Below are 24,546 nucleotides of genomic sequence, written 5' to 3'. Positions count from 1 at the left end.
TTTTTGGATCTGATATATTAATTCTTGTCCTCGCGAAAAAGAAAACGTTGAAATAACGAGCTTGAGCGAGAATGAGAGAGTATTTGGAAGATGTGCGGACATAGCTCAGTGGTAGAGTATCGCCTTGCCAAGGCGAGGGTCGCGAGTTCGAATCTCGTTGTCCGCTCCAGAATTTTATATGCGCCCTTAGCTCAGCTGGATAGAGCGTTTGACTACGAATCAAAAGGCCAGGAGTTCGAATCTCTTAGGGCGCGCCATTTATATTTGAAATAAGCCGGTGTGGCGGAATTGGCAGACGCGCGCGACTCAAAATCGTGAGGGAAACCGTGGAGGTTCGAGTCCTCTCACCGGCACCAATTATTCAATCGGGACGTAGCTCAGCTTGGTAGAGCACTTGGTTTGGGACCAAGGGGTCGCATGTTCAAATCGTGTCGTCCCGACCATCTTATACAAATGATAGACTTACATAAGGAAAATCGCCTTTGTGGCGGTTTTTTTGTTTTTGTTCTCGTTTTTTATGATGAGAGCCTAGCACTAGATAGCAGGATGGCACAGCTTTATACAAGTAATCGGTCATCAAAGGTTGGGACCTTTTATATCTGGGCACCATATCCATTATCCGTCGAACAGATGGAGGATTCGCAATCTCTAGCATCATCTGATATCGTATGAAAAGGTTCATATCGTGTTATTTGCATCGAAGAATAGAGAGGAATACGTACATGAATACATCAAAGATGGCTAACCGGAGCCTGTGGATATCTCTTGGTTTGGCTGGCTGCTTTATTATCTTTGCCTGGCTAGTTTTAACGGATAAGCTGACAGGCTTTGACTTATCCATCATTGAGACGGTTCAGGGATGGGAGCGAACACTGCTTACCACGATTATGCTAATCGTTACAAAAACAGGAGAAGGATTATTGCTCGTTATTCTAACCTTAGCGATTATGATCGTTCTATATGCCGTGCTCGGGCACCGCAGAGAACTTCTGCTTGTGGTCTTTGTTTCGATTACCTCTGCATGCGTAAATCAACTGCTTAAGTTCATCATACTACGCCCACGGCCAACGCTTAATCGACTAATCGAGGTGGGGGGCTACAGCTTTCCAAGCGGGCACTCCATGGCTGCATTTAGCCTGTATGGTGTGCTAACCTATTTACTATGGAAGCATGTCTCGAATCAGGGAGGACGCGTCCTCTTGCTTATCATCAGCGGTTGCTTTATTTTGTCAATTGGGCTGAGCCGCGTATATTTAGGCGTTCATTACCCGACGGATGTCATTGCTGGCTACTTGGCGAGTGCAAGCTGGCTGTTCTTCTCGATAAGTTTGTATGAGCGTTGGTTGAAATAGGGTAAGTATGAATAATGATGTACAAAGATGATAATAATTATCATTATTAGAAGTAATACCTGCAATAGTAAAAAGCAGCCCTGGAGTAGGCTGCTTTATGCGGCATTAGATCTTTGGTTCAAATGTTTTGCAATCTGTTTCACGTGAATTTTTTGCCTGTTGACCATGGTGGCTGACAACATAAATCGCAGAAGCGTTGCATTTATTGCCTGGCGCCCAGAACTTGCAATTGTTTACTTCGCACAATACGTCTTTTGCCATTGCTGCTCACCTCCTATCATATTTAGGATGGTCAGCAGGAGCTAAGATTTATACTTGAAAAGCCCATTTTACGAATGGGCTTTTTTTGCTGCTTCTGGAGGTACTCTGTTTTAACGTTGGAAAAATTCAATCCATTCCCCTTCAGGTCCTGAAATGAAGAAATAACGATACCCATTTGGCAGTGTCGTTATGTCCTCGTCAATAAATTGCGCCTCGGTATCCTTCAGTCGGTGGAATTCGGCTTCTATATCCTCAACGTAAATCGCAAAGTGGTGAACGGTTCCTTCATTTGGCAACTGATCGTTGTAGCCTTGAATAAGCTCAATTTCGGTTTCATCTTTGCCGTTAAAGCCTAAGAAGGCAAGTTGAAAGATGCCGTTGGTATGGGTTAAGCGCTGCTTTAGCTCCAAACCAACGATGTTTGTGTAGAATCGAATCGTTTTTTCAATATCTCGAACAATAATGCCGACATGATCAATACGTTTTTGTACCATAAATAGAAGCTCCTCTTTGGATCAATAAATGTACATAGGGCAACGACCAAAGCATGGACATAATCGTTATTTATATAAAATAAATATTCCACAGCACATTCATTGCTTTTGTATTGGTACATTATTCTAAATTAGTTAATCCGATGTGTAAAGTATGAATTTGTGAATAAGGGATGAATCAATCACAAGCACTTGGTATTGTTTAGCGCCTGTAACGAGGATGAGAATATATGATGCTGGGCCTGCTTTGTTTATCGGTTCAAATGCCCTCACATTTTTTTAACCATAAATTGAACGGTTTGCAAAGACTAATCGTATAATTAACGATTGCAATCAAAAACGAGAAAGGAGCGTGAGAATGCTTGTCTGAGAAGCAGTTAATCGAAATGGCAAAACAAGGAGACATAGAGGCGCTTGCGCTCCTGCTTCGTCAGAATTATACGATGGTCCATCATTACATGCTTAAACTAACGATGAATCCAACTTTAACGGAGGATCTTGTTCAAGATACCATGCTCCGCTGCATGGAAAAACTGCATACCTACAATGGAAGCTCAAAGTTCTCATCATGGCTCATCACGATCGCCACTCGACTGTATATGGATCGATTAAAGAGACTGAAGGTCGAAAGAAGGTGGCAGGAGCAAGAACGTCGATTGCTTCGGTACCAGGTTGAGACGCATCAGCTGGAATGGACGGATATGATGGGAGCCTTGCAGAAGCTGCCGCCTGAGCAGCGTGCAGCTGTGCTGCTAAAGCATTATTACGGGTACACCTATTCTGAAATTGCCTCAGTCATGCAGTGCAGCGAAGGCACGGCTAAATCAAGAGCTCATTATGGCGTGTCACAGTTGAGAAAGGAGCTGAAGGAGCAATGACAAAAGACTCGAAGCATACAAAGCCTGTCCATGTGGATGACGAGAAGCTGGCTCAGAAGCTGTCGGAAAGCTGGGGGACGTTAGATGCGCTTGCGGGGCACTCGCCTATACCAACAAAAGAGGATCTCTTGCTTATGCTGTCCTCGCATAAGAAAAAGATGAAGCGCAAGCTGTGGAAGGAGCTTGGTCTATTGTGGGGCATTGCTGCCTTTGTAATCGCAGGTAGCTTGCTGTTAATGGAGCGGGAATTATCCACATATATATGGATTCAAATGCTTCTAGCAATGGGTTCAGTTGGCTATTTATCCTTTCAGCATTGGATGACAAAAGCTCGGCAAAGGGGGGAGTCACGTGAACACACCTGAGCAAGTACCGATATGGGTGTGGTTTATTCTTATCCCTACGCTAATTGCCCAAGGTACGGGGCTCTTTATACATGCACGCAAATCAGGCCGATTTCCTTGGCTGTGGGGGTTATGGGGCTTTACCTCCATACCCATGCCGACGCTCATTTATTTAATATTTGTCGTGAAGCCGTGGAGAAGAAAACAGACAAAAGATTAATAAGCATTTAATCATGGGAGGGATATAGGATGGATACGTTACAAGCGATTCCTTGGAATCTGATCATGCCGATAATCGTCCTGCAATTAGTCTTAATGGTAGCAGCATTAATTTCGCTTGCGAAGGCCGAATATACCAAGGGGCCGAAGTGGCTGTGGGTTATTTTGATCATCGGACTCAGTATCATTGGCAGCGTGGCTTACTTTATCATTGGAAGGAGGGACCGAGGATGAGTGGTCTTGTTATTAAAGATTTGACGAAGCGATTTGGCTCCTATACAGCGGTGCATCCTTTGAATCTCACTATACGTGCAGGAAAGTGCACCGCTCTGTTAGGTCCCAATGGAGCGGGGAAAACCACCACGCTTCATATGCTGACGGGTCTCCTTAAGCCTACGGGAGGTTCCATTGCGCTTCGATCTACAACTGGAGAAATCGTAAAAGGCGATCTTCGCGAGCACCTTGGCTTTCTTCCGCAGGCCCCCAGCTTTAACGACTGGATGACAGGCCGGGAGTGGCTTTGCCTCATGGGTCAGCTTAGCGGACAGAGCTCGAAGGAAGCATCCATTCAGGCTGACATGTGGCTGGAGATAACAGGGCTAAAGCAAGCAGCCAGAAGACGAATCGGCGGTTATTCCGGAGGAATGAGACAGCGTCTTGGGTTGGCACAAGCCATGATCCATAGCCCATCCCTGCTCTTGCTGGATGAGCCTGTCTCCGCGCTTGATCCAATCGGGCGCCGTGAAGTGATGAGCCTGCTTCAATCGATGAAGGGTGAGCTTACGCTGCTCTTTTCCACCCATGTGCTGCATGAGGTTGAAGAGCTATGCGATGATCTGGTTCTAATGAAAGATGGCCGGGTCGTAGAGCAGGGGGAATGGTCAAAGCTTCGTAACGCAAAGCGATCCTCTGTTCTGACGATAGAGGTTGATCCTTTTCCGGAAGCTGCAGCTTGGTTGTCGAGCTTAAGAAACCTTCCATCTATAAACAGTGTGGAAATAACAGGTTCTACAGCGATTCTTCATGCAGAGGATATAGATAAAGCAAGACAGGCTTTGTTGAAAGAAATGGAATCGAAGCGAGTGCCTTTGCTGCGTTTTGATGCTGGAGTGAGGTCGCTTGAGCAGCTGTTTATGGAGGTGGTAAGCGCATGAGAACATGGAGCTTGCTTTATCGTAAAGAATGCTTAGACATGATTAGGCATCACAAATGGATTTGGGTGCCGCTCGTGTTTCTGCTGTTAGGAGTGTCACAGCCGATTACGATGAAGTTTCTGCCTGATATATTAGCCGCTGCTGGTAATTTGCCTGAAGGCACCACAATTCAGATTCCAACGCCTTCATCGGGGGAGATTCTTGGACAGACAATCGGGCAGTTCAATAGCATCGGCATGTTGCTGCTGGTGCTTGCCACGATGGGAACGATCTCTTCAGACATCTCGAGTGGAGTGGCTGCGGCTCTCTTCACAAGAACCGTCTCTCCTATTTCTTATTTATTGGCAAAATGGGCTGCTGCCATGACTCTCACGATCCCTAGCTTTCTGATTGGGTATGGAGGCTCCTGGTACTACACGGTACAGCTCTTTGGATCGGTAGAGGTTGGTACGGTGCTTGCAGCAGGGATAGTCGCGCTGGGTTGGTTTTGTCTTATCGTAACACTTGCTGTAGTCCTGAGCTTATGGTTCAGAAGCGGAGCGGCTGCTGCCTTTACAGCCATTGGGGCAGCGATGGCCATTAGTTTAATGAGCTTCGTGCTGAATGAAGATACCGTTTCCTTTCTGCCTTCAAAGCTAATTGAGGGTGCACAGCTGCTATTAATCGATCAGATTCCATCCTTTTCATTAACCATTACGATGATGTCAAGCATTGTCGTGGGACTACTGCTCTTAGTGGTTGGGGGTTGGAGTGCTAAGGCTAGACATAGCTGGCTGCCCCATGAGAAGGGCGCTTCTTAATTTAAGAATGAATGTAATGGCGGAACAATCCCACACTTTGAATGCCAAAACGTGAAATATTGGATGAAAGAGACGCTGGAAGTATAGAATCCCCCTTCATATGGTCACACTAGGAAAAAAAGAAGGAATGAAGGGGATCTATTATGACGAAAGAACGTCGTTCACTAGTTCAATTGTCATTGCGTATGAAATTGAAAAAGCGTCTAAAACGATGGAAGCGTCCGCTATGGTCTCTGGCTGTCTTTTTACTATTTGCAGCCGTCCTTGCGATCGGGCTTCGAATCATGGATGAGACGCGCGAACTAACGGATCGCTCTATTCTCGATAATCAGCAGGTACAGGCTGTCTTTGCTTCTGGGAGTGAGCAGTGGGCTCAAAGCTCAACGGAACAAGTGATTGAGCAGGTGAAGAGCGAGAAGAAAAAGCTTCGCGTCATTCAACGTACGTCTTATGTGTGCGGACATGTTGATCGATCACTAGGCAAACAGTCGGCGGCGCAAATCATAAATACATTGCTTGAACACCCGAACTGGGTTGCATCCATGAACGCGAATAATGACGTTGTACTGGAAGAACGCATTGATGATTTATCGGATACATGCAAAGACCGTGCATATATAGGGCTTGATAAGGACGGGAATTTGACCTTGTATGAGGATGTGCCGGAGAAAGAAAAGGTGATGCGTACCTTTTTTCAATTGGATGTAGAATCCATGGAAAGCGCCTTGCCGCCGCAGGTGCTAAAGCAATTGCATGATGGTATTCGGATCTCGGATATTGATGAGTATCATAGTGTGATTTCGACCTTTAGCGATTATGCGATTGAAGAGACCAAGGGCGTGATGAAACAGACACCTCCTGCACCGTAACCTAGAACGACTGAATGGAAGGGCGCTTTAACAGCGTCCTTTTTTTGTTTATTTCCAATGAAAAAGAAGAAGACTAACCAAATGAAATGATAAGGATGTATACATTAAAGGAGGGTGGACCTATGGAACTCATGCTGATGCTGTTGATCATATTAACGGCAACGAAGCTGGCAGGGGACCTATCTGTCCGATTGGGCCAGCCATCTGTGCTAGGGAAGCTTATCGTTGGCATCTTGCTAGGTCCTGCGGCGCTCGGATGGATCACAGAGGGCCATCTCATTACGCAGATGGCAGACGTAGGTGTCATCCTGCTCATGTTTATTGCGGGATTAGAGACTGATATGGAGCAGCTGAAGGAAAATTGGAAATCAGCATTTGCCGTAGCCGTAGGAGGAATTGTTCTTCCCTTTATAGGAGGCTATCTTGGTGGGCTAGCCTTTGGCATGGATTCCGCACAAGCCATGTTTATCGGGCTGCTGCTATGTGCCACCTCCGTGAGCATATCGGTACAGACCTTAAAGGATATGAACCAATTAAGCACAAGGGAAGGAACGACGATTCTGGGTGCAGCGGTGGTAGATGACGTGTTGGTCGTGATCATACTTGCCTTCATGCTAAGCCTGCTGGGGGGCGGTGATGTAAACCTCGGCCTCGTTATTTTCAAAAAGATTGCATTCTTCGCAGGCGCAATTGTAGTTGGCTGGTGGGTCGTACCTTATATTATGAAATGGCTGGCTCCGCTTAGAGTAACAGAAGCGATTATTAGCGCAGCTCTCATCATCTGCTTCTTATTTGCCTATGCTGCTGACTATCTTGGCGTAGCGGGTATTATTGGAGCTTTCGCAGCAGGCATTGCCGTCTCGCAGACTCCCTTCAAGCATGATGTGGAGGATCGGATTGAACCGATTGCTTATGCGATCTTTGTTCCCATCTTCTTTGTGAGTGTAGGGCTTAAGGTTACATTTACAGGGCTAGGAGAGCATCTATGGTTCATTATCATCTTCAGCTTCATTGCTGTTGTCACGAAACTTTTCGGCAGCGGGCTCGGCGCTAAGTTTACAGGATTTGATTATAAAAGCTCACTAGGGATAGGAGCAGGAATGGTGTCCCGTGGTGAGGTCGCCCTCATTATCGCAACGACAGGCTTAACAGGAGGCTTGTTTCAGGAGGAATACTTTACACCGCTTGTCCTTGTCGTAATCGTCACAACCCTCATCACACCGCCTATGCTCAAATCCATATTTGGCACAAGGGCGGCAGCAGAAAAATAAGAATCAAATTATTGAGAAATAGAGGCCATTTGAACCAATTTTGCTGGCTTCGCCAACATGCATTCTCTTCCTTCTGATCTATGTTATAATAGGTTGAACACATATGTTCGCCTGTAACGGGATCATTAAGGGAGAGATTTTTTTTGCGTATTTTAGGTATTGACCCGGGGATTGCCATCGTTGGATTCGGCTTCGTTGACAAGCAGGGAAGCCGCGTCGTACCGGTGCAGTATGGCTGCATTCAGACGGAGTCGACTACAGCCCCTGAGGTAAGGCTGCTCCAGGTATTTGAAGCGACAGAGAAGCTTCTGGATCAGTACAAGCCTGATGCAGTAGCGGTGGAGAAGCTGTTTTTCAATCGAAACGTCACCACAGCCTTCTCGGTAGGACAGGCGAGAGGGGTCGTTATTCTTGCAGCGGCGAAGCGAGGACTTGCTATTGCGGAATATACGCCCATGCAGGTAAAGCAGGCCATCGTTGGCTATGGCAAGGCGGAGAAGAAGCAGGTGCAGGAAATGGTGAAGCTCTTTTTGAAGCTGAAGGCTATTCCTAAGCCGGATGATGTAGCGGATGCGCTCGCAGTGGCGATTTGCCATGCGCATTCGAGCGGATTACAAGAACAATTGAACGGAGCTTGGCGTCGATGATAGATTATGTGAGAGGGCAGGTCGCCCATATTGAGACAGACAGTGTTACGATTGATGTAAATGGGATTGGTTATCGCGTCTTTTGCCCGAATCCTTACATTTTTGCAAAGTCAGAAGAACAAGTCGTTGTGTACACGCATCATCACGTGCGTGAGGACGCTATCCTTCTGTTTGGCTTTCCAACGCGCGAAGAGCAGAAGCTGTTCCGCAGGCTGATTGACGTGAACGGCATCGGCCCGAAGGTGGCGCTTGCGATGCTGTCTGCAGGCAAGCCGGAATCGCTTGTAATGGCGATCCAGCAAGAGAATCTGACCTTCTTAACGAAGCTTCCCGGCATTGGCAAGAAGACTGCGCAGCGAATTGTGCTTGACTTAAAGGACAAGCTCGACAACATTGGACTCGATCTGCGCATTCAAGCAGAGACCTTGTTCGTCGATGCGCCTACGATCCTGTCCGTTGAGGATCATTCCTCTTGGGGAGAAGCGCGTGAGGCGCTTAAGGCGCTTGGTTATCGCGATGTGGAGCTCGATCAGGCTTGGGCGGATCTCAAGCATCGCGTTCATGCGGATGAAAGTGTCGATTCGCTGATGAAGAAAGCTCTATCCGTACTGTTTACAGGTTAGAAAGGCGGTTAATCAATGGAGGATGAACGCATTATTTCAGCAAACTTCATGATGGAAGATCAAGCGGTAGAGCTTAGTCTGAGACCGCGTTACTTAAATGAATATATCGGCCAGTCCCAGGTAAAGAACAATTTGAAGGTGTTCATCGAGGCGGCCAAGATGCGGAAGGAAGCACTGGATCATGTGCTGCTGTATGGCCCTCCTGGACTAGGGAAGACGACCTTGTCCAACATTATTGCAAACGAACTTGGCGTTAATATCCGCACCACGTCGGGTCCTGCCATTGAGCGTCCTGGAGATCTGGCGGCCCTTTTGACGAATTTGCAGGAAGGAGACGTCTTGTTTATCGACGAGATCCATCGCCTGCACCGGACGGTGGAAGAGGTGCTGTACCCGGCTATGGAGGACTTTGCGCTTGATATTATCATTGGCAAGGGGCCAAGCGCACGCTCTGTTCGATTGGATCTGCCGAAGTTTACACTGATCGGCGCTACAACGCGAGCAGGTCTTCTGTCTGCTCCGCTGCGAGATCGGTTCGGTGTGGTCAGCCGCTTGGAGTTCTATACAACAGATGAACTTAGCTTCATTGTATCGAGAGCGGCTGATATTCTGGATGTCGAGATTATCGGCGATGCTTCGAGCGAGATTGCGGTTCGGTCGCGGGGAACGCCGCGTATCGCCAATCGCTTGTTGAAGCGGGTGCGTGACTTTGCCCAGGTTCGAGGCGATGGCGTCATTACCGCTGAACTGGCAAAAGAAGCGCTGCGCCTGATTCAGGTCGATCCGCTCGGACTCGACCAGATCGATCATAAGATGCTGGAAGCGATGATTACCAGCTTCAGAGGAGGGCCTGTTGGCCTAGATACAATCGCGGCGACGATCGGGGAAGAAAGCCAGACGATTGAGGATGTCTATGAGCCTTATTTGCTCCAGATTGGGTTTCTTCAACGGACGCCGCGTGGTAGAATAGCTACACCTAAAGCTTATCAGCATCTTGGCATTCCTTTGCCGGATGACCATTCATAAACCCTGATACGAAAGTTTGGGAGACTTTCGTATTCTTTTTTACGGGAGAGGAGATCACACATATGGGTATACCAACTTGGCTGCAGCGTACTGCGCTTACGGTTTCAGCATGCACGTTGATTGTTAGCGGAGGTTCGTTTGCTTTTGCGCCGCTTGCAGAAGCAAGTGCGGCTGACAGCGCAGCGCAAGCAGCAACGAAGACAGAAGCAGATAGTCCAATTCGTGTCGCATTGTTCGGCAATCTGGGAAAAAGCACACAGAATCGAGCGAGCCAGGTTACGCTGACTACGGAAGGCGTACTGAGCGTTAAGTCGCGCAGCGCCAGCGGACAGCAGACGCTAGGCTTGAAGCAAGCTAGATTCAGCCTTGATACCTATCAAGTCAAGCTGTTCGAGTCGAAGGATAAAGCCGCAGCACAAGCTGTGCTAAAGCGGGCTCAAGCTTCCAACTCGGCGCAAATGATCGTAATCCCTAGACGCGGGGCAACCTTCTATGGCGTATATGCCGGTTCCTATGCAACCCAAGCAGAAGCTGCCAAGGCGCTCGCCGGCTATCAAGCTGACGGCACAATGAAGTCCTTGACCGCAAGCTACAGTAGCATGGTGGCAGGGCCGAATTATTTGCAAGCTGGTACATACGCTTCCCAAGCGGAAGCGAACGCTGCCCGCAATAAATTGCTCGATGCGAATATCGATGCCTATACGGTCACAATTGAAGGCGACGGTGCGCATCATACCGCAGTATGGGCAGGACAAGCAGGGACACAAGATGAGCTTGCGAAGCTGAAAGCCTCTGCCCAGCAGGCACTGCCTGGTGCAGCCGTGCGGGATGTTCAAGCGCAAGGAGCCTTGATCCACATGGTAGAGGATATTGGCTCAGGCACGGTTGCTCGATATGAGGTCTTTGGCTCTCAAAAATGGGCAGTAACGTCCGATGCTCCCATTAAGGTAACGGAGCGTTCTGGCCGCTCATATCGAGGCCTTATGGAGTTAAGCAGCTATAATCAAGAGCTTGCGCTCGTGAATGAGCTGCCATTAGAGCAGTATTTGGTCTCTGTTGTCGGCGGAGAAATCTATCCGAACTGGCCGGAAGCAGCCTTGAAGGCACAAGCAGTTGCGGCCCGTACCTTTGTCTTGTATCAAGGCAACAAGTTCGGCATTGCTAACGTGGTGGATACGACGCTTAGCCAAGCATACAACGGTATTGAGAAGGAAACGGAGAGCGTACGCAAGGCCGTTGAAACTACAGCAGGCGAAGTGCTGAAGTCCGATGGCAAGCTGATTGAGGCGATCTTCAACTCTAACGCAGGCGGCATGACAGCGGAGGCGAGTGAAGTATGGGGCGGCAGCTTGCCGTGGGCACAGGCAACGAAGAGCCCTGATGAGGGCGCCGAAGCTGGCAAGCAAACATGGTATTATGTTGCGCTTGAGGAAGGCAAGGCAGGCTATGTTCGCGAGGACGTCGTTCAGCTAGATTCCGCTCGCGATGCTGCAGGCTTCCAGATTGCCAGACCGCTGCAGGACAATACGAATATTCGCAAATTCCCGGCTGTTCAGTCAGATGTCAGCCCCGTTGCTTCAGTGAAGAAGAATACGAAGCTGATCGTCATGGATACCGTTAAAGAATCCAATGCTTACAGTTGGATCCGCGGACCTTATACAGCAACTGAAGTATTGAATATGATTCAATCCAAGACCAAGACGAAGATTTCTGGGCCGCTTAATCAGCTATCCGTTGTAGATCGCGGTCCATCTGGACGGGTCACGAAGATCGAAGCGAATGGAGTCCCAATCGAAGTCAGCTATCCTGATGCGTTCCGCGGAGTATTCGGCGGCTTGCCAAGCACCATGTTCGATATTGTCTCGACGAAAGACTTTTCCGTTATGGCGAGCGACGGCAAGGTTGTCAATCAGACGGGGATTAGCGGCAAGCAGGCCGTTGGCGGCACTGGCGCTGGTCAAAGCTTGAAGAATGGAACGCTGGTTGTTGACGGCGAAGGAAAAGGCCGCTTGCTGAATGCAGAAACGATGTATATTTTCAAAGGCAAGGGCTATGGCCACGGTATCGGAATGTCCCAATGGGGAGCGAAGGGTCTTGCTGATCAAGGGTATGACTATGAGCAGATCTTGAAATACTATTACAAAAATGTGGAACTTGTACAGCGTTAGGATGAGACAATTATGGATGTAAATCAATTTGACTTTTACTTGCCGGAGGAACTGATTGCACAGACTCCGCTTAAAGACCGTGCAGCTTCTAGACTGCTTACGCTGGACCGGGCAACAGGCAAGGTCGAGCATCATCAGTTTACAGAACTTATTCATTATCTTGAACCCGGTGATCTTATCGTCTTGAATGATACGAGAGTGATTCCTGCACGTCTGTATGGTGTGAAGGCAGATACGGGCGCCAAAGTTGAGGTCCTTCTCCTGAAGCAGGAGGAGGACGATGTATGGGAAGCGCTTGTGAAGCCTGCACGCAAGCTAAAGGTAGGGACGGTTATCTCCTTTGGCGATGAGCTCAAGGCTGTCGTAACAGAGGAGCAAGATATGGGCGGACGGCTCCTGCGCTTTGAATACGAAGGCATCTTCCAAGAGATTCTTGATCGTCTTGGCGAAATGCCGCTTCCTCCGTATATTAAGGAACAGCTAGAGGATCGCGAACGTTATCAGACGGTCTACGCCAAGCATGAAGGATCAGCAGCAGCGCCTACAGCAGGCCTTCACTTCACAGAAGAACTGCTGTCTGATATCGAGAAGAAGGGAGTTCGGATTGCTCCGATCACACTCCATGTTGGGCTTGGGACCTTCCGTCCTATGTCTGTGGACAAGGTGGAAGAGCATGTCATGCATGCAGAATACTTTGAGATATCAGAGGAGAGCGCAGTACTTATTAACGAAACGAAGCGTCAGGGCGGCAGAATCATTGCGATCGGCACCACCTCTTCTCGTACCTTGGAAAGTGCTGCTGGGAAATTTGGCGGAAGCGAGATACAAGCATGCTCGGGCTGGACGGATATCTTTATTTTTCCAGGATATGAATTCAAGCTTGTGGATGCCTTGATAACGAATTTCCATTTGCCGAAGTCCACGCTTGTGATGCTTGTTAGCGCTTTGGCTGGCAGAGACAACATCATGAAGGCTTATGAGGAAGCTGTTCGGGAGAAATACCGTTTCTTCAGCTTTGGGGATGCAATGTTCATCTACGATAGCACGTTTTACAGCAAATAATGAATAAGGATGATTAACTCAATGGCAGCAGTAACCTACGAACATATAAAAACCTGTAAGCAAACGGGGGCGCGTCTTGGCATCGTGCATACGCCGCATGGCTCCTTCGAGACGCCGATCTTCATGCCGGTGGGCACGCTGGCTACCGTAAAGACGATGAGTCCTGAAGAGCTTAAGGATATGGATGCCCGTATTATCTTGAGCAATACGTATCATCTGTTTTTGCGTCCGGGTCATGAGCTTGTGCGTGAAGCAGGAGGCTTGCATAAGTTTATGAACTGGGACCGCGCGATTTTGACAGACAGCGGCGGATTTCAGGTATTTAGTTTGAGTGATATGCGTAAGATTGAAGAAGAGGGAGTACATTTCAAATCCCATTTGAATGGAGACAAGCTGTTCCTCTCTCCGGAAAAGGTTATGGAGATTGAGAATGCGCTTGGGCCGGACATCATGATGGCCTTTGATGAATGTGCACCTTATCCAGCGGATTACAATTATGTAAAGCACTCCATGGAAAGAACGACTCGCTGGGCAGAGCGCTGCTTAGAGGCTCATGCAAGACCGCATGATCAAGCGTTGTTCGCCATCGTGCAAGGTGGCATGTACGCAGATCTGCGCAAGCAAAGCGCGATGGATTTGACTTCGATGGATTTCCCGGGGTATGCTATTGGTGGATTGAGTGTGGGAGAGCCTAAGCATCTGATGTACGAGGTATTGGATTCAACGATGCCGCTATTGCCATTCGACAAACCGCGTTACTTGATGGGTGTTGGCTCGCCAGATGCTTTGATCGAAGGCGCTATTCGCGGCGTGGACATGTTCGATTGCGTGCTGCCGACTCGTATTGCCCGCAATGGGACGACCATGACAAGCGAAGGCCGACTTGTAGTACGCAACGCCAAGTTCGAACGGGACTTTGGTCCGCTTGATCCGAATTGTGACTGCTACACTTGCCGTAATTATTCTAGAGCATATTTAAGACACTTGATTAAGTGCGATGAGACGTTTGGTCTGCGCCTTACGACTTATCATAATCTATACTTCTTGCTGAATCTGATGAAGCAGGTTCGCCAAGCTATCCGCGAGGATCGTCTAGGAGACTTCCGCGATGAATTCTTTGAGAAGTATGGAATGGATCAGAATAAAAGCGGCTTCTAACCTTGGGGTAGACAAGCATGCAGCATGTTATTCATGCTGTAGGCTTGATGTCCGTACATAGAAAGCACAAATGGAAAGGGGAATATTACACATGTTTATTGCAGCTGGAGCGGCGACGGGCACTGAAGGAAGCTGGATTTCCTTGATCCTGCCATTCGTTCTTATGTTTGCTGTATTCTACTTCTTGCTTATTCGTCCGCAGCAAAAGAAGCAGAAGCAGCGCAATGCGATGCTTGGCCAATTGAAGAAGGGGGATAAAGTCGTAACAATCGGTGGCTTGCATGGAACGATCCTCGAGATCACAGACGACATCGTTGTTCTTCGTGTAAATGATGTCACGAAGATGACTTTTGACCGCAGTGCGATCAGCCATGTTGCAAGTGTAGAAGAGAACGCTTCTGCCTAGTACTTGGTCTACAAGCGCAAATTGAAAAGCGATGCCCTAGGGCATCGCTTTTTTTAGGTAACAGCCAAGAGACATAAATGTTTGAGTTAACGAATAAAAGCACTGATTAGCACAATCACAGACATCTTCGCCTCTATCCTTCTATTCATTCTTTCTGTTTACTTCAAGAGTGATTAACCTTTTGCCTGATAAGGCAGAGACACTCCATTACGAGAGTTAGCCTTAGCAAGCTTCAAGCCCGCCCAAGACGCGAATGCTGCAAGTGCCACGCCAGCGATCATATCGGACAGCCAGTGAATGCCGAAGTAGAAAATCGAGAATACGATACATGCTGCACTTACACCTGTAAGGATCATCCAACGCTTATTGCCTGAACGGCTTGCCAGAAGCGCCACCGTTACCGAGATCGAAGTATGCAGGCTTGGGAAGCAATTGTCGATTCCAGAGAAGCCTCGGTACTGCTCTTCAAATGTTGGAAAGGCATGAAGCATTAGAAATTCCACGTTTGCCGGAGCATAGGACCATACTTCATTTACTTGCACGAACAAATAAAAAGGCAGTGCGATGAGATAATTCAGCATAATCGCATAGCACGTTGCAGTAGCCAGTCCTTGTTGATTGGTTGAGACATATACCATAAGGGATGAAATAATCAGCGCTTGGAAAATAACAAGATAAAATACGCTTAGAATTGAAGTCAATATCGGCGTATTGAATATGTTTTGAAAGTGATAGACAAATTGTCCTTCCAACTGATGAATAAACGGTGTAAAATCCCATCCAGCATTGAGCCACTGTTCAAATTCAAGCTCATATTTGTTGACTAGCAGAATTAACACGAGCGAGATAAAGGAGATTAAAAACTTGCGTGAACGCAAAAGCGTTTGAATAAAAGCTTTGACCGCATACAGTGGACTGCGTTTCGAGCCTACCCATACAAGCACGATGGTTGCAAGAACGCTCCACAGTATCACGCTTTGCATTGTTTGAAAAAGGATCATAAGGTCCTCCCCATATTGAGATCAATCTATGTGTGAACGATCGCAGCAGGCAGGTGACGAACGAAGCAAACGGGGCCAGTACGATCAACCTTCATAGTATATCACAACGAGATCGACACAAAATGGCAGAATCGTCATAATTCCGTTTTCTTCCTAAGATGCAAGCATTTTAGTGATAGATGCTGCAAGGAGCCCCCCATTTTCTTAAAAAGATCAGTTCTAGTATGAAAGAAGACGGATGATCATTTGTTCTTTTTCATATTCACACCAATCATGCCGCCAATACCGCCCGCAGCGAAGCTTAAAAGAATATATAAGGCTTTATTCCAGCTTAGACCTGCATCCATAGCTAGAAAGCCAATCATGAGCACGAGGAGCATGTATAACAGCCCTGTGAGCCCACCGTAATACCAGCCCTTTCTTCCGCTGCGCCTTCCAGCCGACCAGCCACCCACCAGGAGGGCGAATCCATGAATTAGATATACATAAGCGGCAGAGCCTTCTTCGCTAGATGAGCTTGCCACAAGCAGGACGGATAAGGCGAGGGCTCCAAGACCAAGCCAGATAAAGGCATTGCATAGTCCGGCTAATACCGGATGACCGAGCTTCCATTGACCGACTCGCTCAAATGTACTCATATTTATTCCTCCTAATATGCTTTTTGTATTCATCGTATGGGCAAGCTATCGGAAATAGTACAAGACATCTAATCATCCTAGACGAAAAAATAGGAGAGAGATATAATTCATAAATCGGGTTTGTGCTGGAACATGAACGAAAGAGGATTAGGCAATAGTACATTTTATATCGCTTCTAGAGGAGATGGATGTGTTGGAACATCAAGTGGAAACGTGGCAAGTGACTGCAGCAGTCATTATTTTTTTAGTAACCTATGCCATCATCATTTCAGAAAAATTAAATCGAGCAGTCATCGCGCTGCTTGGGGCCGTTGTGATGCTGGTGCTGCAAATTATCGATATTCACACCGCCTTTACGGAATATATCGAGTGGAACACGATCTTCCTGCTTATCGGCATGATGATCATTGTGGGGATTACGAATAAAAGCGGCGTGTTCCAGTATATAGCGGTCAAGGCCGCCCAATCGGCGAAGGGAAAGCCTGTTCAGATCATGGTCATCATGACCCTGCTTACAGCAGTAGGTTCAGCCTTTTTGGATAATGTAACAACCGTCCTATTGATTGTACCGATCACGTTCTCGATTACCCGAATTCTAAACGTGAACCCAGTGCCTTATCTTATAGCAGAAATTATCGCAGCGAATGTAGGAGGGACTGCTACGCTTATTGGCGATCCACCGAATATTATGATCGGTTCTGCGAATCCGCACTTAACGTTTAATATGTTCTTGCAATATTTGGCGCCGATTGTAGCGGTGATTATGGCTACGATTATGCTGATCCTTGTGCTCATCTATCGAAAGCAGCTGAAAGTATCCTCTGAGCAGCGAGATGCTTTGATGCAGCTTGAGCCATCAGCCTATATTACGGATTACAAACTGGTTCGCAAGTCGCTCATTGTCCTCATTCTTACCATTATTGGCTTTGCTCTGCATTCTGTTATTCATGTAGAGGCAGCAGTTGTGGCGATGGCGGGTGCAACCGTACTGATGCTTATTGGTCTGCGTACGGAGCATGAACTGGAGGAATCGCTTAACAAGGTGGAATGGATCACCATTCTGTTCTTTATCGGTCTATTTATGCTGGTAGGTGGATTGATTGAAGTAGGCATCATTAACCGTCTTGCAGAAATGACACTGAATGTCACTCAAGGCGACATTACTAAGACATCAATGCTCATTCTATGGGTATCCGGCATTGCTTCTGCGACAATTGACAATATTCCATTCGTCGCTACGATGATTCCGCTTATTAAGGATCTAGGTGTTCAGATGGGAATTACCGATCCATCGCAACTGAATCCATTCTGGTGGGCGCTAGCCCTAGGCGCTTGCCTAGGAGGAAACGGCACAGTGATCGGAGCTTCTGCTAACGTAATTGTATCTGGGATGGCAAAGCGGGAAGGACATGGCTTTAGCTATTGGGACTTTTTAAAGATAGGCGCGCCTCTTACCTTGCTATCGTTATTAATGTCAATGATCTATTTGCTGCTGTTTGTCCTATAAACAAGACGGTTTTAAGCAAATGGGAATTTTCACAACCTTCTCGTGTGCATGTGCGCTCGCTGTAAAGGTCAGACTACCCTTACATGGTTGATTGTCATTCTTTATGACGAGAAAGCCGCGAGGAGGGCGTTACAGTGCAGTTGTGGAGTTCAATCTGGCATACGATGCTGATGTATGTTCTTGTGTTTGCGATTCTTAGAATAATGGGCAAACGGGAAATCGGAAAGCTGTCGGTGTTTGACTTGGTTATCTCCATTATGATTGCTGAAATTGCGGTGTTTAGCATTGAAGATTTCGACAAGCCGATCTGGGAGTCCGTCGTTCCGATGCTTGTTTTGGTTATTATCCAAATCTCACTTGCTTTTATTACGCTTCGCAGCAGAAGAGCGCGAGAGTGGTTCGATGGTAAGCCAAGCATTATTATTAGTCAAGGTCGTTTTAACCGAGAAGAGATGCGCAAGCAGCGCTATAATCTGGATGATCTGATGCTTCAGATGCGTGAACAGGGGATCGATAACCTTCAGGATGTGCAGTATGCGATCTTGGAATCAACTGGGAAGCTTACGGTATTTTTGAAGGATGATGCCAATCAGGACTCTCAAGGCCAAGAAGGTGGTCAGCAAACGGGAGGGGTCATGGACATCACGGAGTCGCCTGAGTCTGGCAATGCGAGCGAGAACCAGGGTAGCGGCAGCAGCTCCACCTCCGATCAGAAGGGGAGAAGTGCAAGAGGAAGCCAAGCTCCGTCATCAGCCCCGACTAAGACCGCACAAGATGATAGCCAAGTGCTTAAGTTTCCTGAGCAGATCCACTTTGCGTCTCTTCCACTTCCGCTGATTATGGATGGACGTGTGATGGACGAGAATTTAGAGCAAATCGATAAGACCCGATTTTGGCTCAAGAATCGTATCCAGGAGCATGGCGTGAATGAATTCAAGGATGTGTTCTTCTGCTCCATCGATCACCGCGGAAGAATGTTTCTAGATAAAAAGGATGCGCTCCGTTGAGTGCATCCTTTTGTCATTGGGACTATGCGGCTTTGTCATTAAACCAGCGGCCAATCATCGGCATGCGAGACATGTCGCTGCGATCGACAAGCTTCATGAAGATGAGCAGCGCAATATACGAGGCAATACCGATCAGGCTTGCTAGGATAAAGCGTGCCACCATAGGGAGAGCACCTAGCGGTGCATGAATGTACAAGTATTGTGTAATCGCGGCCATAATAATCATAGCTGTAATGACCTTGAGGAAATCTAACCAAGGAAGCTTAAGCTTCAATGAGCGCATAACCATATAGGCGTGCATGGAGGTGACCACGATGATATTAATGCAGATCGCTATGACAGCTCCTTTAATGCCTAGTGCCGGTATTGAAGCAAGCTGTACAATCAGGGCTAGCTTTAGGATTGCGCCAATTAATGTATTGGTTAGCGCTGTGCCTGGCCGATCCAAAGCCTGCAGGGCAGCCTGAAGCGGTGCTTGGATATAGATAAATATTGCGACAGGAGCCATCCAGCGAAGCATGGAGCCTACGGACGGATCATTGTATAGAATTGCACATAAAGGGGCCGCAAGCACGAACATAATGACTGCAAATGGCGCTCCAGACACTAAGGCTAGACGAATGGCTTGATGGAGCCGCTTGCGGATGGTTTGCATATCCTTTCGCCCATACGCTTCAGACAAGGACGGAACAAGAGATACAGCCAAAGAATACGTAAGCGCGCCAGGAAGGGTAAGAACAGGAATAATCATGCCTTGCAAGATCCCGTATTGAGCAGTGGCAACGGCTGTTGAGACTCCTGCTACGGCAAGACTTCTAGCGATGGCAATCGATTCAAGAAGATAGGAGAGGGAGCCGATAAGCTTTCCTCCTGTTACAGGTATGGCGATCTTAAATAAATTGCGCCACTCTTTAGGCTGTTCTCGCTGAGCGGGTGAGATCGTGTCATCATCATGAGATTGCTCGCTACTAAAGTTATTGGGTTTGCTCTGTTCCATTTCTTGTTTGCGTGACGATCGAAGCTCAAGCCACAGCACGAGGAGGCCTGCAAACTCTCCAATCACGACGCCTAGCATTGCACCTGCGGCAGCCCATTCCAACCCATATGGAAGAAAGAGATAGGCGCAGCCGATCATGGTAACAATACGAATTACAGTCTCAGCAACCTGGGAAGCTGCTGTCGGAATCATATTCTGCTTTCCTTGGAAATAACCTCTCAGCACAGAGGAGACGGACACAAGCACAATAATGGGTGTCATCATCATAAAAGTGTAATACACACGCTTGTCCGTCAAAATATAGGTCGTAATCCACGGTGCTAGGATGAGACACAATCCGGACAGCAGGATTCCTGCAGTCACAGAGAATAGCAGGGAATTGTTAAGAATTTGCTTGCTTCTGCGGTGATCATTAACCGCATCTGCTTCTGCTACAAGCTTAGATACGGCAAGGGGAATACCTCCGGTAATGAACGTGATGACGACAAGCATGAATGGATAGCCAAGCTGGTAAATTCCCACCCCTTCCGCGCCGATAATTCTAGGGAGGGTGATTCGTGGAATGAAGCCTAGGATTCGATTGATGATGCCTGCTGCCAGGAGAATGAGCGTTCCTTGGATAAAGGATTGCTTCGTAGATCGCTTCTTTTTCAACGGTGATCCCTCGCTTGGGTAGACTTGTACTACAATGGTTATTACATACTTATGCGGTAAAGAGCCGATCCAAGACACAAATTTTTGGCTATACACAGCGTGGAGCAGGAAATGAGGTCTTTTATCGCGAACTCTTCTCTGTGGAGAAGGAAAGGAGAGGGCAATATGAGTGAGCAGCTTGGGACAAAAGACGTTGTCGCTGCGGTAAAATCGGATGAACGCGATATTGTCACAGAACCGTCCTCGAAGAATGAAAGGGTAAGAGAAGGAGAGCCTGTCCATTCGTCTACACTCGCACTGGATGATGAGTTGGATCAATCAGAGAGGCCGCTGCTCTTGGATGAGGATATTCAGATGCTTTGTAAGAGTAAGGCGGAGGAGTTCTGGCTGCTTGGCTATGAACAGGTGACCGCAGAAGAAGTATGGGAATGTGTTCTTCATAAATACCGGAAGCAGCATACGAATCAAATGCACAAGATCGTGAATGATATCTTATCGCTTAAGGTTACGGATTTTATGAACTACATCACGATGCAAGCGTATCGCGGCTTCTCATCATGAGAGGCCTTTTTGCTGAGGATACACCCATTTTTTGTCGTTTGATCCAATGAAATGGCTTACTGTCCCACAATGTGAAAATTGACTCGAATTTTGGCGGTAGCTATAATAGGAATATTGATTTAAGGAAAGGGGTAAAGAGACGCAATGAAGAGAATTGTAGCTTTCTTGCTCATTGTTGTCGTATCGCTAGGCGTGATGTCCTTTACATCGCCAACGATCATCAACAACATTCGTCTCGGTCTGGACTTAAAAGGCGGCTTCGAGATTCTGTATGAAGCATCCCCACTTGAGCAAGGCGGTCAGATTACATCTGAATCCTTGACACAGACTGCGAAGAGCTTAGAGAAACGTATCAATGCACAAGGTACAAGCGAACCGGAAATTACAACGGAAGGATCAAACCGCATTCGCGTTAAGATTGCGGACGTTCAAGATGAGGAAGCGGTTCGCAAAAAGCTGAAGGAGCCGGCGGTATTGACATTCCGCAGCTCGGATGGCTGTAAAGAAGCTTCGGATTATTGCAAAGTGGAGCTTAAAGGAACGGACTTCGTTGAAGGCGGCGCAAGCGTTGTTTTTGACGAGCTGAGACAGCCTGTCGTTGCCATTAAGTTGAAGGACGCAAACAAATTTGCAGAGATTACAAAGCGTCTTGCATCTAAGCCAGAAGGCGAAAATAGACTTGCCATTTACATGGATGAGAAGATGATCTCCGCTCCTGGCGTTCATTATGAGATTGGCGGCGGTGAGGCGACCATTACAGGTCAATACACGAATGCTGAAGCGAATGAGCTGAAGGATACAATCAATCTTGGTGCTCTTCCTCTCAAATTGACGGAGAAGTACACGCAAAGCGTCGCAGCTACGCTGGGTCAGCTTTCCCTGAAACAAACGATTGAAGCTGGAGTTATCGGAACCATCTTTATTTTGGCATTCATGCTTATTGTCTACCGCATGCCGGGTATTGTAGCGGCCTTCTCGTTGATCGTGTTCTCATGGCTGCTGCTGCTCGTGTTCTGGGCTGCGGGCATTACACTTACTTTGCCTGGTATCGCGGCATTTATTCTTGGTCTTGGGATGGCGGTCGATGCCAATATTATTACGTATGAACGGATTAAGGATGAGCTTCGGAGCGGCAAAACGGTTTCGTCTTCTTTGAAGGCAGGTTCCAAAAACTCCTTCCGTACCATTGTTGACGCGCAAATTACTACCGTTATTGCAGCGCTTGTCATGTATTTCCTTGGCGAGAGCCAAATTAAAGGCTTCGCCTTGATCTTGATGTTGACGGTTGTCGTAACGGTTCTAACAAACGTCTTCTTGTCCCGTTGGCTTCTGCACCTGCTCATTAAGAGCAACAAGCTGAACAAGCCAAGTTATTATGGCGTAAAGGAGAGTGATATCCGTGCGCTTTAAAGGGACATTCAACTTTGTTCATCAAAGCAAGTATTTCTTTATTTTTTCGATCGTGATTACGATTCTTGGCGTGATTACGTTATCGGTGTTCGGATTAAATTATGGCGTTGACTTCAGCTCGGGTACCAATGTGGATATCACCTTAAAGCAGGAAGTAAAGAAGGAGCAGGTCGAGGACTTGCTGGCTTCGTTTGAACAATCCAAAGACCCAGTCGTGACGATGGGTAGTGAACGATTGAATATTCGTTTTAACGATGTGCTGACTGAACAGCAGCAAAATGATCTGAAAGCAGCATTTGGGAAAATCTCTCCAGGCTCTTCCTTTGAAATGAATACGGTCGATGTTGAAATTGCAAAGGAATTGCAGCGCAATGCGATCTGGGCGGTCCTGCTGTCTTCCATCGGGATTATCATTTACGTTAGTATCCGATTCGAATGGCGATTTGCGATATCTGCGGTTATCGCGCTGCTCCATGACGCGTTCATGGTCATCAGCGTGTTCTCGATCTTCAGGTTGGAAGTGAACTTGCCGTTTATCATCGCGGTCCTAACGATTATAGGTTACTCCATTAACGATACAATCGTAATCTTTGACCGTGTTCGTGAGAATTTGCGGTTTTCAAAGGTTCGCAACTGGAACGATCTTGCGCATTTGGTCAACGACAGTATTTATCAAACCTTGACGCGTTCGATCAATACGGTTCTTACCGTGTTGTTTGCAGCGGCGTGCTTGTTCATCTTCGGCAGTGAGTCCATTAAAATGTTCTCGCTTGCGATCTTGATTGGTTTGGCATTCGGTGCTTACTCTTCGATCTTCATTGCAAGTCCATTGTGGGCAGTCTTGAAGAACAAGGAGCTTAAGAAGCCAAAAGCGGCAGCAAAGCCAAAGCAAGCTTAATTCGAAATACATCAACCTTGTGATCTCTTTGTGAAAGAGAACCGGGGGTAAAGAAAGACGGATGAGGCGTGTTATGCATCCGTGTTTAGGCCCGAGCCGCGTCTTCCAAGGCGCGGTTTTGGCGTGTTAGACAATGATCCAAACAAGTGATAAGGAAATGAGGGGATTCGCATGGCGGAAGGTCGTTTGTCTCAAGCTGAAAAGGGGTCGTGGATCAGTATGATCGTGAACGCTGTCGTTGCCGTGATCAAAGCAGCTGCAGCCTTCTTCTCAGGCAGCTTTGCATTGCTTGCGGATGCCGTGCATTCCTTATCCGATTCATTCTGTGCTCTAGCGGTATGGTCTGGACTTAAGCTATCCAAGAAGCCGCCTGAGCGAAAGCATCCTTATGGGTATGGCAAAAGAGAATCGGTTGTCATGATCCTAGTCGCTGTGTGGATGTTTGTGGTCGGTATTGAGCTCATCATGCAAGCCGGGAGAAACCTCTATGCAGGAGAAGGATCTGCTCCATCTTGGTATGCCTTTGCGGTCCTGCTGGCTGCCTATGTGATAAAGGCAGCATTGCATCAATATCGCCTGCGGCAGAGCAAGAGCATTTCTTCTAGACTATTGCTGGCCTATGCCGCCGAGCATCGTTTCGATATCATTATGACCGTCATTGTGCTTACGGGTATGACGGGCGCTCTTCTTGGTTATGAGCTCCAGCAATCCTGGCTTATGCTGCTGGATCCTATTGCTGGAGCAGCAGTAGCTGTTCTATTGCTCTGGAAAGGGTATCAGCTTATTCAAAGAGCTATTCAAGCCGCTTGGGATCATGAGTTGATGGATGAAGAAGCAATGCCTTTGATGAGGTCCATTCAAAGTGTGGATGGCGTTATCCTAATCAAGGAGCTAAAAGCAACGGAGCACGGGCACTATGTGATGGTGGAGGTCACCATCAGCGTGAACCCGAATTTATCGGTGGCGGAGGGCTATCTCGTAGGCGAGCGAGTGAAGGAGCATCTTATGCATCGATATTTGCATGTAGCGGATGTTGAGGTTCATGTTCATCCGTTAGAACGTAATAGCAGGTATCATGTCGATCACGGTGAATCATCTACTCATTGGATTCAGTAAGAAATAAGCGATTTTTGCAGTAAAG

Annotated in this window: 27 protein-coding genes and 4 tRNA genes; 26 read left to right on the top strand and 5 right to left on the bottom strand. The window is 47.4% G+C overall.

All coding sequences use genetic code 11. The features are described from left to right. Nucleotides 1-94 precede the first annotated feature (94 nt). The 5 genes from I2H74_RS20090 (at nucleotide 95) to I2H74_RS20070 (ending at nucleotide 1,352) form a co-directional block, all read left to right on the top strand. Nucleotides 95-169 (top strand) — tRNA-Gly (locus I2H74_RS20090). 11 nt (nucleotides 170-180) lie between these two features. Then, a tRNA-Arg gene (locus I2H74_RS20085) sits at nucleotides 181-257 on the top strand. A 16-nt stretch (nucleotides 258-273) separates the two neighbouring features. Further along, nucleotides 274-356 (top strand) — tRNA-Leu (locus I2H74_RS20080). A gap of 10 nt (nucleotides 357-366) precedes the next feature. Beyond that, nucleotides 367-443, top strand: a tRNA-Pro gene (locus tag I2H74_RS20075). 279 nt (nucleotides 444-722) lie between these two features. Then, nucleotides 723-1,352 (top strand): phosphatase PAP2 family protein, encoded by a 630-nt coding sequence (locus I2H74_RS20070; protein WP_195576026.1) that lies wholly within the window; start codon nucleotides 723-725, stop codon nucleotides 1,350-1,352. Between the two features lie 105 nt (nucleotides 1,353-1,457). Here the strand turns inward: I2H74_RS20070 and I2H74_RS20065 are convergent, their stop codons facing one another. After that, the gene (locus I2H74_RS20065; protein WP_195576025.1) at nucleotides 1,458-1,613 is read right to left on the bottom strand and encodes a DUF1540 domain-containing protein; all 156 of its coding nucleotides are present in this window, start codon (nucleotides 1,611-1,613) and stop codon (nucleotides 1,458-1,460) included. Nucleotides 1,614-1,723: 110 nt separating this feature from the next. Further along, the gene (locus I2H74_RS20060) at nucleotides 1,724-2,107 is read right to left on the bottom strand and encodes a VOC family protein (RefSeq protein ID WP_195576024.1); all 384 of its coding nucleotides are present in this window, start codon (nucleotides 2,105-2,107) and stop codon (nucleotides 1,724-1,726) included. Nucleotides 2,108-2,469: 362 nt separating this feature from the next. Between I2H74_RS20060 and sigY the strand changes: the two genes are divergently transcribed. From sigY to yajC, 15 genes are all read left to right on the top strand, one after another. Next, nucleotides 2,470-2,985, top strand: coding sequence for an RNA polymerase sigma factor SigY (sigY, locus tag I2H74_RS20055; RefSeq protein WP_195576023.1), 516 nt, complete (start codon nucleotides 2,470-2,472; stop codon nucleotides 2,983-2,985). Next, nucleotides 2,982-3,350, top strand: a complete 369-nt coding sequence (locus tag I2H74_RS20050; RefSeq protein ID WP_195576022.1) for a DUF5345 family protein — start codon at nucleotides 2,982-2,984, stop codon at nucleotides 3,348-3,350. The genes sigY and I2H74_RS20050 overlap by 4 nt, the downstream gene beginning before the upstream one ends. Further along, on the top strand, nucleotides 3,337-3,549 hold the full coding sequence (locus tag I2H74_RS20045) for a sigmaY antisigma factor component (RefSeq protein ID WP_195576021.1): 213 nt from the start codon (nucleotides 3,337-3,339) through the stop codon (nucleotides 3,547-3,549). The genes I2H74_RS20050 and I2H74_RS20045 overlap by 14 nt, the downstream gene beginning before the upstream one ends. Nucleotides 3,550-3,578: 29 nt before the next feature. Beyond that, nucleotides 3,579-3,782: a PLDc N-terminal domain-containing protein gene (locus I2H74_RS20040; RefSeq protein ID WP_195576020.1), complete on the top strand. Its 204-nt coding sequence runs from the start codon at nucleotides 3,579-3,581 to the stop codon at nucleotides 3,780-3,782. Beyond that, nucleotides 3,779-4,702 (top strand): ABC transporter ATP-binding protein, encoded by a 924-nt coding sequence (locus I2H74_RS20035; RefSeq protein WP_195576019.1) that lies wholly within the window; start codon nucleotides 3,779-3,781, stop codon nucleotides 4,700-4,702. Before I2H74_RS20040 ends, I2H74_RS20035 begins: the two co-directional genes overlap by 4 nt. Then, entirely contained in the window at nucleotides 4,699-5,502 is an 804-nt protein-coding gene (locus tag I2H74_RS20030; RefSeq protein ID WP_195576018.1) for an ABC transporter permease, read from the top strand. The genes I2H74_RS20035 and I2H74_RS20030 overlap by 4 nt, the downstream gene beginning before the upstream one ends. A gap of 143 nt (nucleotides 5,503-5,645) precedes the next feature. Further along, the gene (locus tag I2H74_RS20025) at nucleotides 5,646-6,371 is read left to right on the top strand and encodes a BofC C-terminal domain-containing protein (RefSeq protein WP_195576017.1); all 726 of its coding nucleotides are present in this window, start codon (nucleotides 5,646-5,648) and stop codon (nucleotides 6,369-6,371) included. Between the two features lie 122 nt (nucleotides 6,372-6,493). After that, the gene (locus tag I2H74_RS20020) at nucleotides 6,494-7,642 is read left to right on the top strand and encodes a cation:proton antiporter (protein ID WP_195576016.1); all 1,149 of its coding nucleotides are present in this window, start codon (nucleotides 6,494-6,496) and stop codon (nucleotides 7,640-7,642) included. A gap of 143 nt (nucleotides 7,643-7,785) precedes the next feature. After that, nucleotides 7,786-8,289 carry a crossover junction endodeoxyribonuclease RuvC gene (gene ruvC / locus I2H74_RS20015; RefSeq protein WP_195576015.1) on the top strand — a complete coding sequence of 168 codons (504 nt, stop codon included), beginning with the start codon at nucleotides 7,786-7,788 and terminating at the stop codon, nucleotides 8,287-8,289. Continuing rightward, complete coding sequence (gene ruvA, locus I2H74_RS20010) at nucleotides 8,286-8,912, top strand: Holliday junction branch migration protein RuvA (protein ID WP_195576014.1); 627 nt, start codon at nucleotides 8,286-8,288, stop codon at nucleotides 8,910-8,912. The genes ruvC and ruvA overlap by 4 nt, the downstream gene beginning before the upstream one ends. A 15-nt stretch (nucleotides 8,913-8,927) precedes the next feature. Beyond that, complete coding sequence (gene ruvB / locus I2H74_RS20005) at nucleotides 8,928-9,938, top strand: Holliday junction branch migration DNA helicase RuvB (RefSeq protein WP_195576013.1); 1,011 nt, start codon at nucleotides 8,928-8,930, stop codon at nucleotides 9,936-9,938. Nucleotides 9,939-10,000: 62 nt separating this feature from the next. Next, on the top strand, nucleotides 10,001-12,106 hold the full coding sequence (locus I2H74_RS20000; RefSeq protein ID WP_195576012.1) for a SpoIID/LytB domain-containing protein: 2,106 nt from the start codon (nucleotides 10,001-10,003) through the stop codon (nucleotides 12,104-12,106). Between the two features lie 12 nt (nucleotides 12,107-12,118). After that, complete coding sequence (gene queA / locus I2H74_RS19995) at nucleotides 12,119-13,168, top strand: tRNA preQ1(34) S-adenosylmethionine ribosyltransferase-isomerase QueA (protein WP_195576011.1); 1,050 nt, start codon at nucleotides 12,119-12,121, stop codon at nucleotides 13,166-13,168. 21 nt (nucleotides 13,169-13,189) lie between these two features. Next, nucleotides 13,190-14,326 (top strand): tRNA guanosine(34) transglycosylase Tgt, encoded by a 1,137-nt coding sequence (gene tgt, locus I2H74_RS19990; protein ID WP_195576010.1) that lies wholly within the window; start codon nucleotides 13,190-13,192, stop codon nucleotides 14,324-14,326. Between the two features lie 91 nt (nucleotides 14,327-14,417). Next, nucleotides 14,418-14,732 (top strand): preprotein translocase subunit YajC, encoded by a 315-nt coding sequence (gene yajC, locus I2H74_RS19985; protein ID WP_195576009.1) that lies wholly within the window; start codon nucleotides 14,418-14,420, stop codon nucleotides 14,730-14,732. A 173-nt stretch (nucleotides 14,733-14,905) separates the two neighbouring features. Here the strand turns inward: yajC and I2H74_RS19980 are convergent, their stop codons facing one another. Together I2H74_RS19980 and I2H74_RS19975 are read right to left on the bottom strand one after the other, a co-directional pair. Continuing rightward, complete coding sequence (locus tag I2H74_RS19980) at nucleotides 14,906-15,733, bottom strand: phosphatase PAP2 family protein (protein ID WP_195576008.1); 828 nt, start codon at nucleotides 15,731-15,733, stop codon at nucleotides 14,906-14,908. A 242-nt stretch (nucleotides 15,734-15,975) separates the two neighbouring features. Then, complete coding sequence (locus I2H74_RS19975; RefSeq protein WP_195576007.1) at nucleotides 15,976-16,371, bottom strand: TIGR04086 family membrane protein; 396 nt, start codon at nucleotides 16,369-16,371, stop codon at nucleotides 15,976-15,978. Nucleotides 16,372-16,555: 184 nt separating this feature from the next. On the opposite strand from I2H74_RS19975, the gene I2H74_RS19970 reads away from it, so the two are divergent. Beyond that, nucleotides 16,556-17,878, top strand: coding sequence for an ArsB/NhaD family transporter (locus I2H74_RS19970; protein WP_195576006.1), 1,323 nt, complete (start codon nucleotides 16,556-16,558; stop codon nucleotides 17,876-17,878). A gap of 134 nt (nucleotides 17,879-18,012) precedes the next feature. Continuing rightward, nucleotides 18,013-18,885 (top strand): DUF421 domain-containing protein, encoded by an 873-nt coding sequence (locus I2H74_RS19965; RefSeq protein ID WP_324254117.1) that lies wholly within the window; start codon nucleotides 18,013-18,015, stop codon nucleotides 18,883-18,885. A 22-nt stretch (nucleotides 18,886-18,907) separates the two neighbouring features. Here the strand turns inward: I2H74_RS19965 and spoVB are convergent, their stop codons facing one another. Continuing rightward, entirely contained in the window at nucleotides 18,908-20,536 is a 1,629-nt protein-coding gene (gene spoVB / locus I2H74_RS19960) for a stage V sporulation protein B (RefSeq protein ID WP_229106881.1), read from the bottom strand. A gap of 165 nt (nucleotides 20,537-20,701) precedes the next feature. On the opposite strand from spoVB, the gene I2H74_RS25335 reads away from it, so the two are divergent. The 4 genes from I2H74_RS25335 (at nucleotide 20,702) to I2H74_RS19940 (ending at nucleotide 24,521) form a co-directional block, all read left to right on the top strand. Beyond that, nucleotides 20,702-21,097, top strand: a complete 396-nt coding sequence (locus I2H74_RS25335; protein ID WP_420707468.1) for a post-transcriptional regulator — start codon at nucleotides 20,702-20,704, stop codon at nucleotides 21,095-21,097. 144 nt (nucleotides 21,098-21,241) lie between these two features. Then, a complete protein-coding gene (gene secD / locus I2H74_RS19950; RefSeq protein ID WP_195576004.1) occupies nucleotides 21,242-22,507 on the top strand; it encodes a protein translocase subunit SecD in 1,266 nt (421 codons plus the stop codon). Next, complete coding sequence (gene secF, locus I2H74_RS19945) at nucleotides 22,497-23,405, top strand: protein translocase subunit SecF (protein ID WP_195576003.1); 909 nt, start codon at nucleotides 22,497-22,499, stop codon at nucleotides 23,403-23,405. The genes secD and secF overlap by 11 nt, the downstream gene beginning before the upstream one ends. Nucleotides 23,406-23,576: 171 nt before the next feature. Next, nucleotides 23,577-24,521, top strand: coding sequence for a cation diffusion facilitator family transporter (locus I2H74_RS19940; protein WP_195576002.1), 945 nt, complete (start codon nucleotides 23,577-23,579; stop codon nucleotides 24,519-24,521). The last annotated feature ends 25 nt before the right edge of the window (nucleotides 24,522-24,546 follow it).

Origin of the sequence: Paenibacillus sp. 1001270B_150601_E10, from assembly GCF_015558675.1 — a bacterium.
Lineage (GTDB): Bacteria > Bacillota > Bacilli > Paenibacillales > Paenibacillaceae > Paenibacillus_B.
Note: the sequence above shows the minus strand (reverse complement) of the source record. Positions and strands in the feature narration are given on the sequence as shown.

Excerpts from the sequence above, each read along its gene's own strand:
- I2H74_RS20040 (WP_195576020.1), top strand. The coding sequence starts at position 3,579 with ATGGATACGTTACAAGCGATTCCTTGGAATCTGATCATGCCGATAATC.
- ruvA (WP_195576014.1), top strand. The coding sequence starts at position 8,286 with ATGATAGATTATGTGAGAGGGCAGGTCGCCCATATTGAGACAGACAGT.
- tgt (WP_195576010.1), top strand. The coding sequence starts at position 13,190 with ATGGCAGCAGTAACCTACGAACATATAAAAACCTGTAAGCAAACGGGG.
- I2H74_RS20065 (WP_195576025.1), bottom strand. The coding sequence starts at position 1,613 with ATGGCAAAAGACGTATTGTGCGAAGTAAACAATTGCAAGTTCTGGGCG.
- I2H74_RS20035 (WP_195576019.1), top strand. The coding sequence starts at position 3,779 with ATGAGTGGTCTTGTTATTAAAGATTTGACGAAGCGATTTGGCTCCTAT.
- I2H74_RS20020 (WP_195576016.1), top strand. The coding sequence starts at position 6,494 with ATGGAACTCATGCTGATGCTGTTGATCATATTAACGGCAACGAAGCTG.
- I2H74_RS19940 (WP_195576002.1), top strand. The coding sequence starts at position 23,577 with ATGGCGGAAGGTCGTTTGTCTCAAGCTGAAAAGGGGTCGTGGATCAGT.
- ruvB (WP_195576013.1), top strand. The coding sequence starts at position 8,928 with ATGGAGGATGAACGCATTATTTCAGCAAACTTCATGATGGAAGATCAA.
- I2H74_RS20060 (WP_195576024.1), bottom strand. The coding sequence starts at position 2,107 with ATGGTACAAAAACGTATTGATCATGTCGGCATTATTGTTCGAGATATT.
- yajC (WP_195576009.1), top strand. The coding sequence starts at position 14,418 with ATGTTTATTGCAGCTGGAGCGGCGACGGGCACTGAAGGAAGCTGGATT.
- queA (WP_195576011.1), top strand. The coding sequence starts at position 12,119 with ATGGATGTAAATCAATTTGACTTTTACTTGCCGGAGGAACTGATTGCA.
- I2H74_RS25335 (WP_420707468.1), top strand. The coding sequence starts at position 20,702 with ATGAGTGAGCAGCTTGGGACAAAAGACGTTGTCGCTGCGGTAAAATCG.
- I2H74_RS20000 (WP_195576012.1), top strand. The coding sequence starts at position 10,001 with ATGGGTATACCAACTTGGCTGCAGCGTACTGCGCTTACGGTTTCAGCA.
- secD (WP_195576004.1), top strand. The coding sequence starts at position 21,242 with ATGAAGAGAATTGTAGCTTTCTTGCTCATTGTTGTCGTATCGCTAGGC.
- I2H74_RS19970 (WP_195576006.1), top strand. The coding sequence starts at position 16,556 with ATGGATGTGTTGGAACATCAAGTGGAAACGTGGCAAGTGACTGCAGCA.
- I2H74_RS20070 (WP_195576026.1), top strand. The coding sequence starts at position 723 with ATGAATACATCAAAGATGGCTAACCGGAGCCTGTGGATATCTCTTGGT.
- I2H74_RS19980 (WP_195576008.1), bottom strand. The coding sequence starts at position 15,733 with ATGATCCTTTTTCAAACAATGCAAAGCGTGATACTGTGGAGCGTTCTT.
- I2H74_RS20025 (WP_195576017.1), top strand. The coding sequence starts at position 5,646 with ATGACGAAAGAACGTCGTTCACTAGTTCAATTGTCATTGCGTATGAAA.
- I2H74_RS19975 (WP_195576007.1), bottom strand. The coding sequence starts at position 16,371 with ATGAGTACATTTGAGCGAGTCGGTCAATGGAAGCTCGGTCATCCGGTA.
- I2H74_RS20050 (WP_195576022.1), top strand. The coding sequence starts at position 2,982 with ATGACAAAAGACTCGAAGCATACAAAGCCTGTCCATGTGGATGACGAG.
- I2H74_RS20030 (WP_195576018.1), top strand. The coding sequence starts at position 4,699 with ATGAGAACATGGAGCTTGCTTTATCGTAAAGAATGCTTAGACATGATT.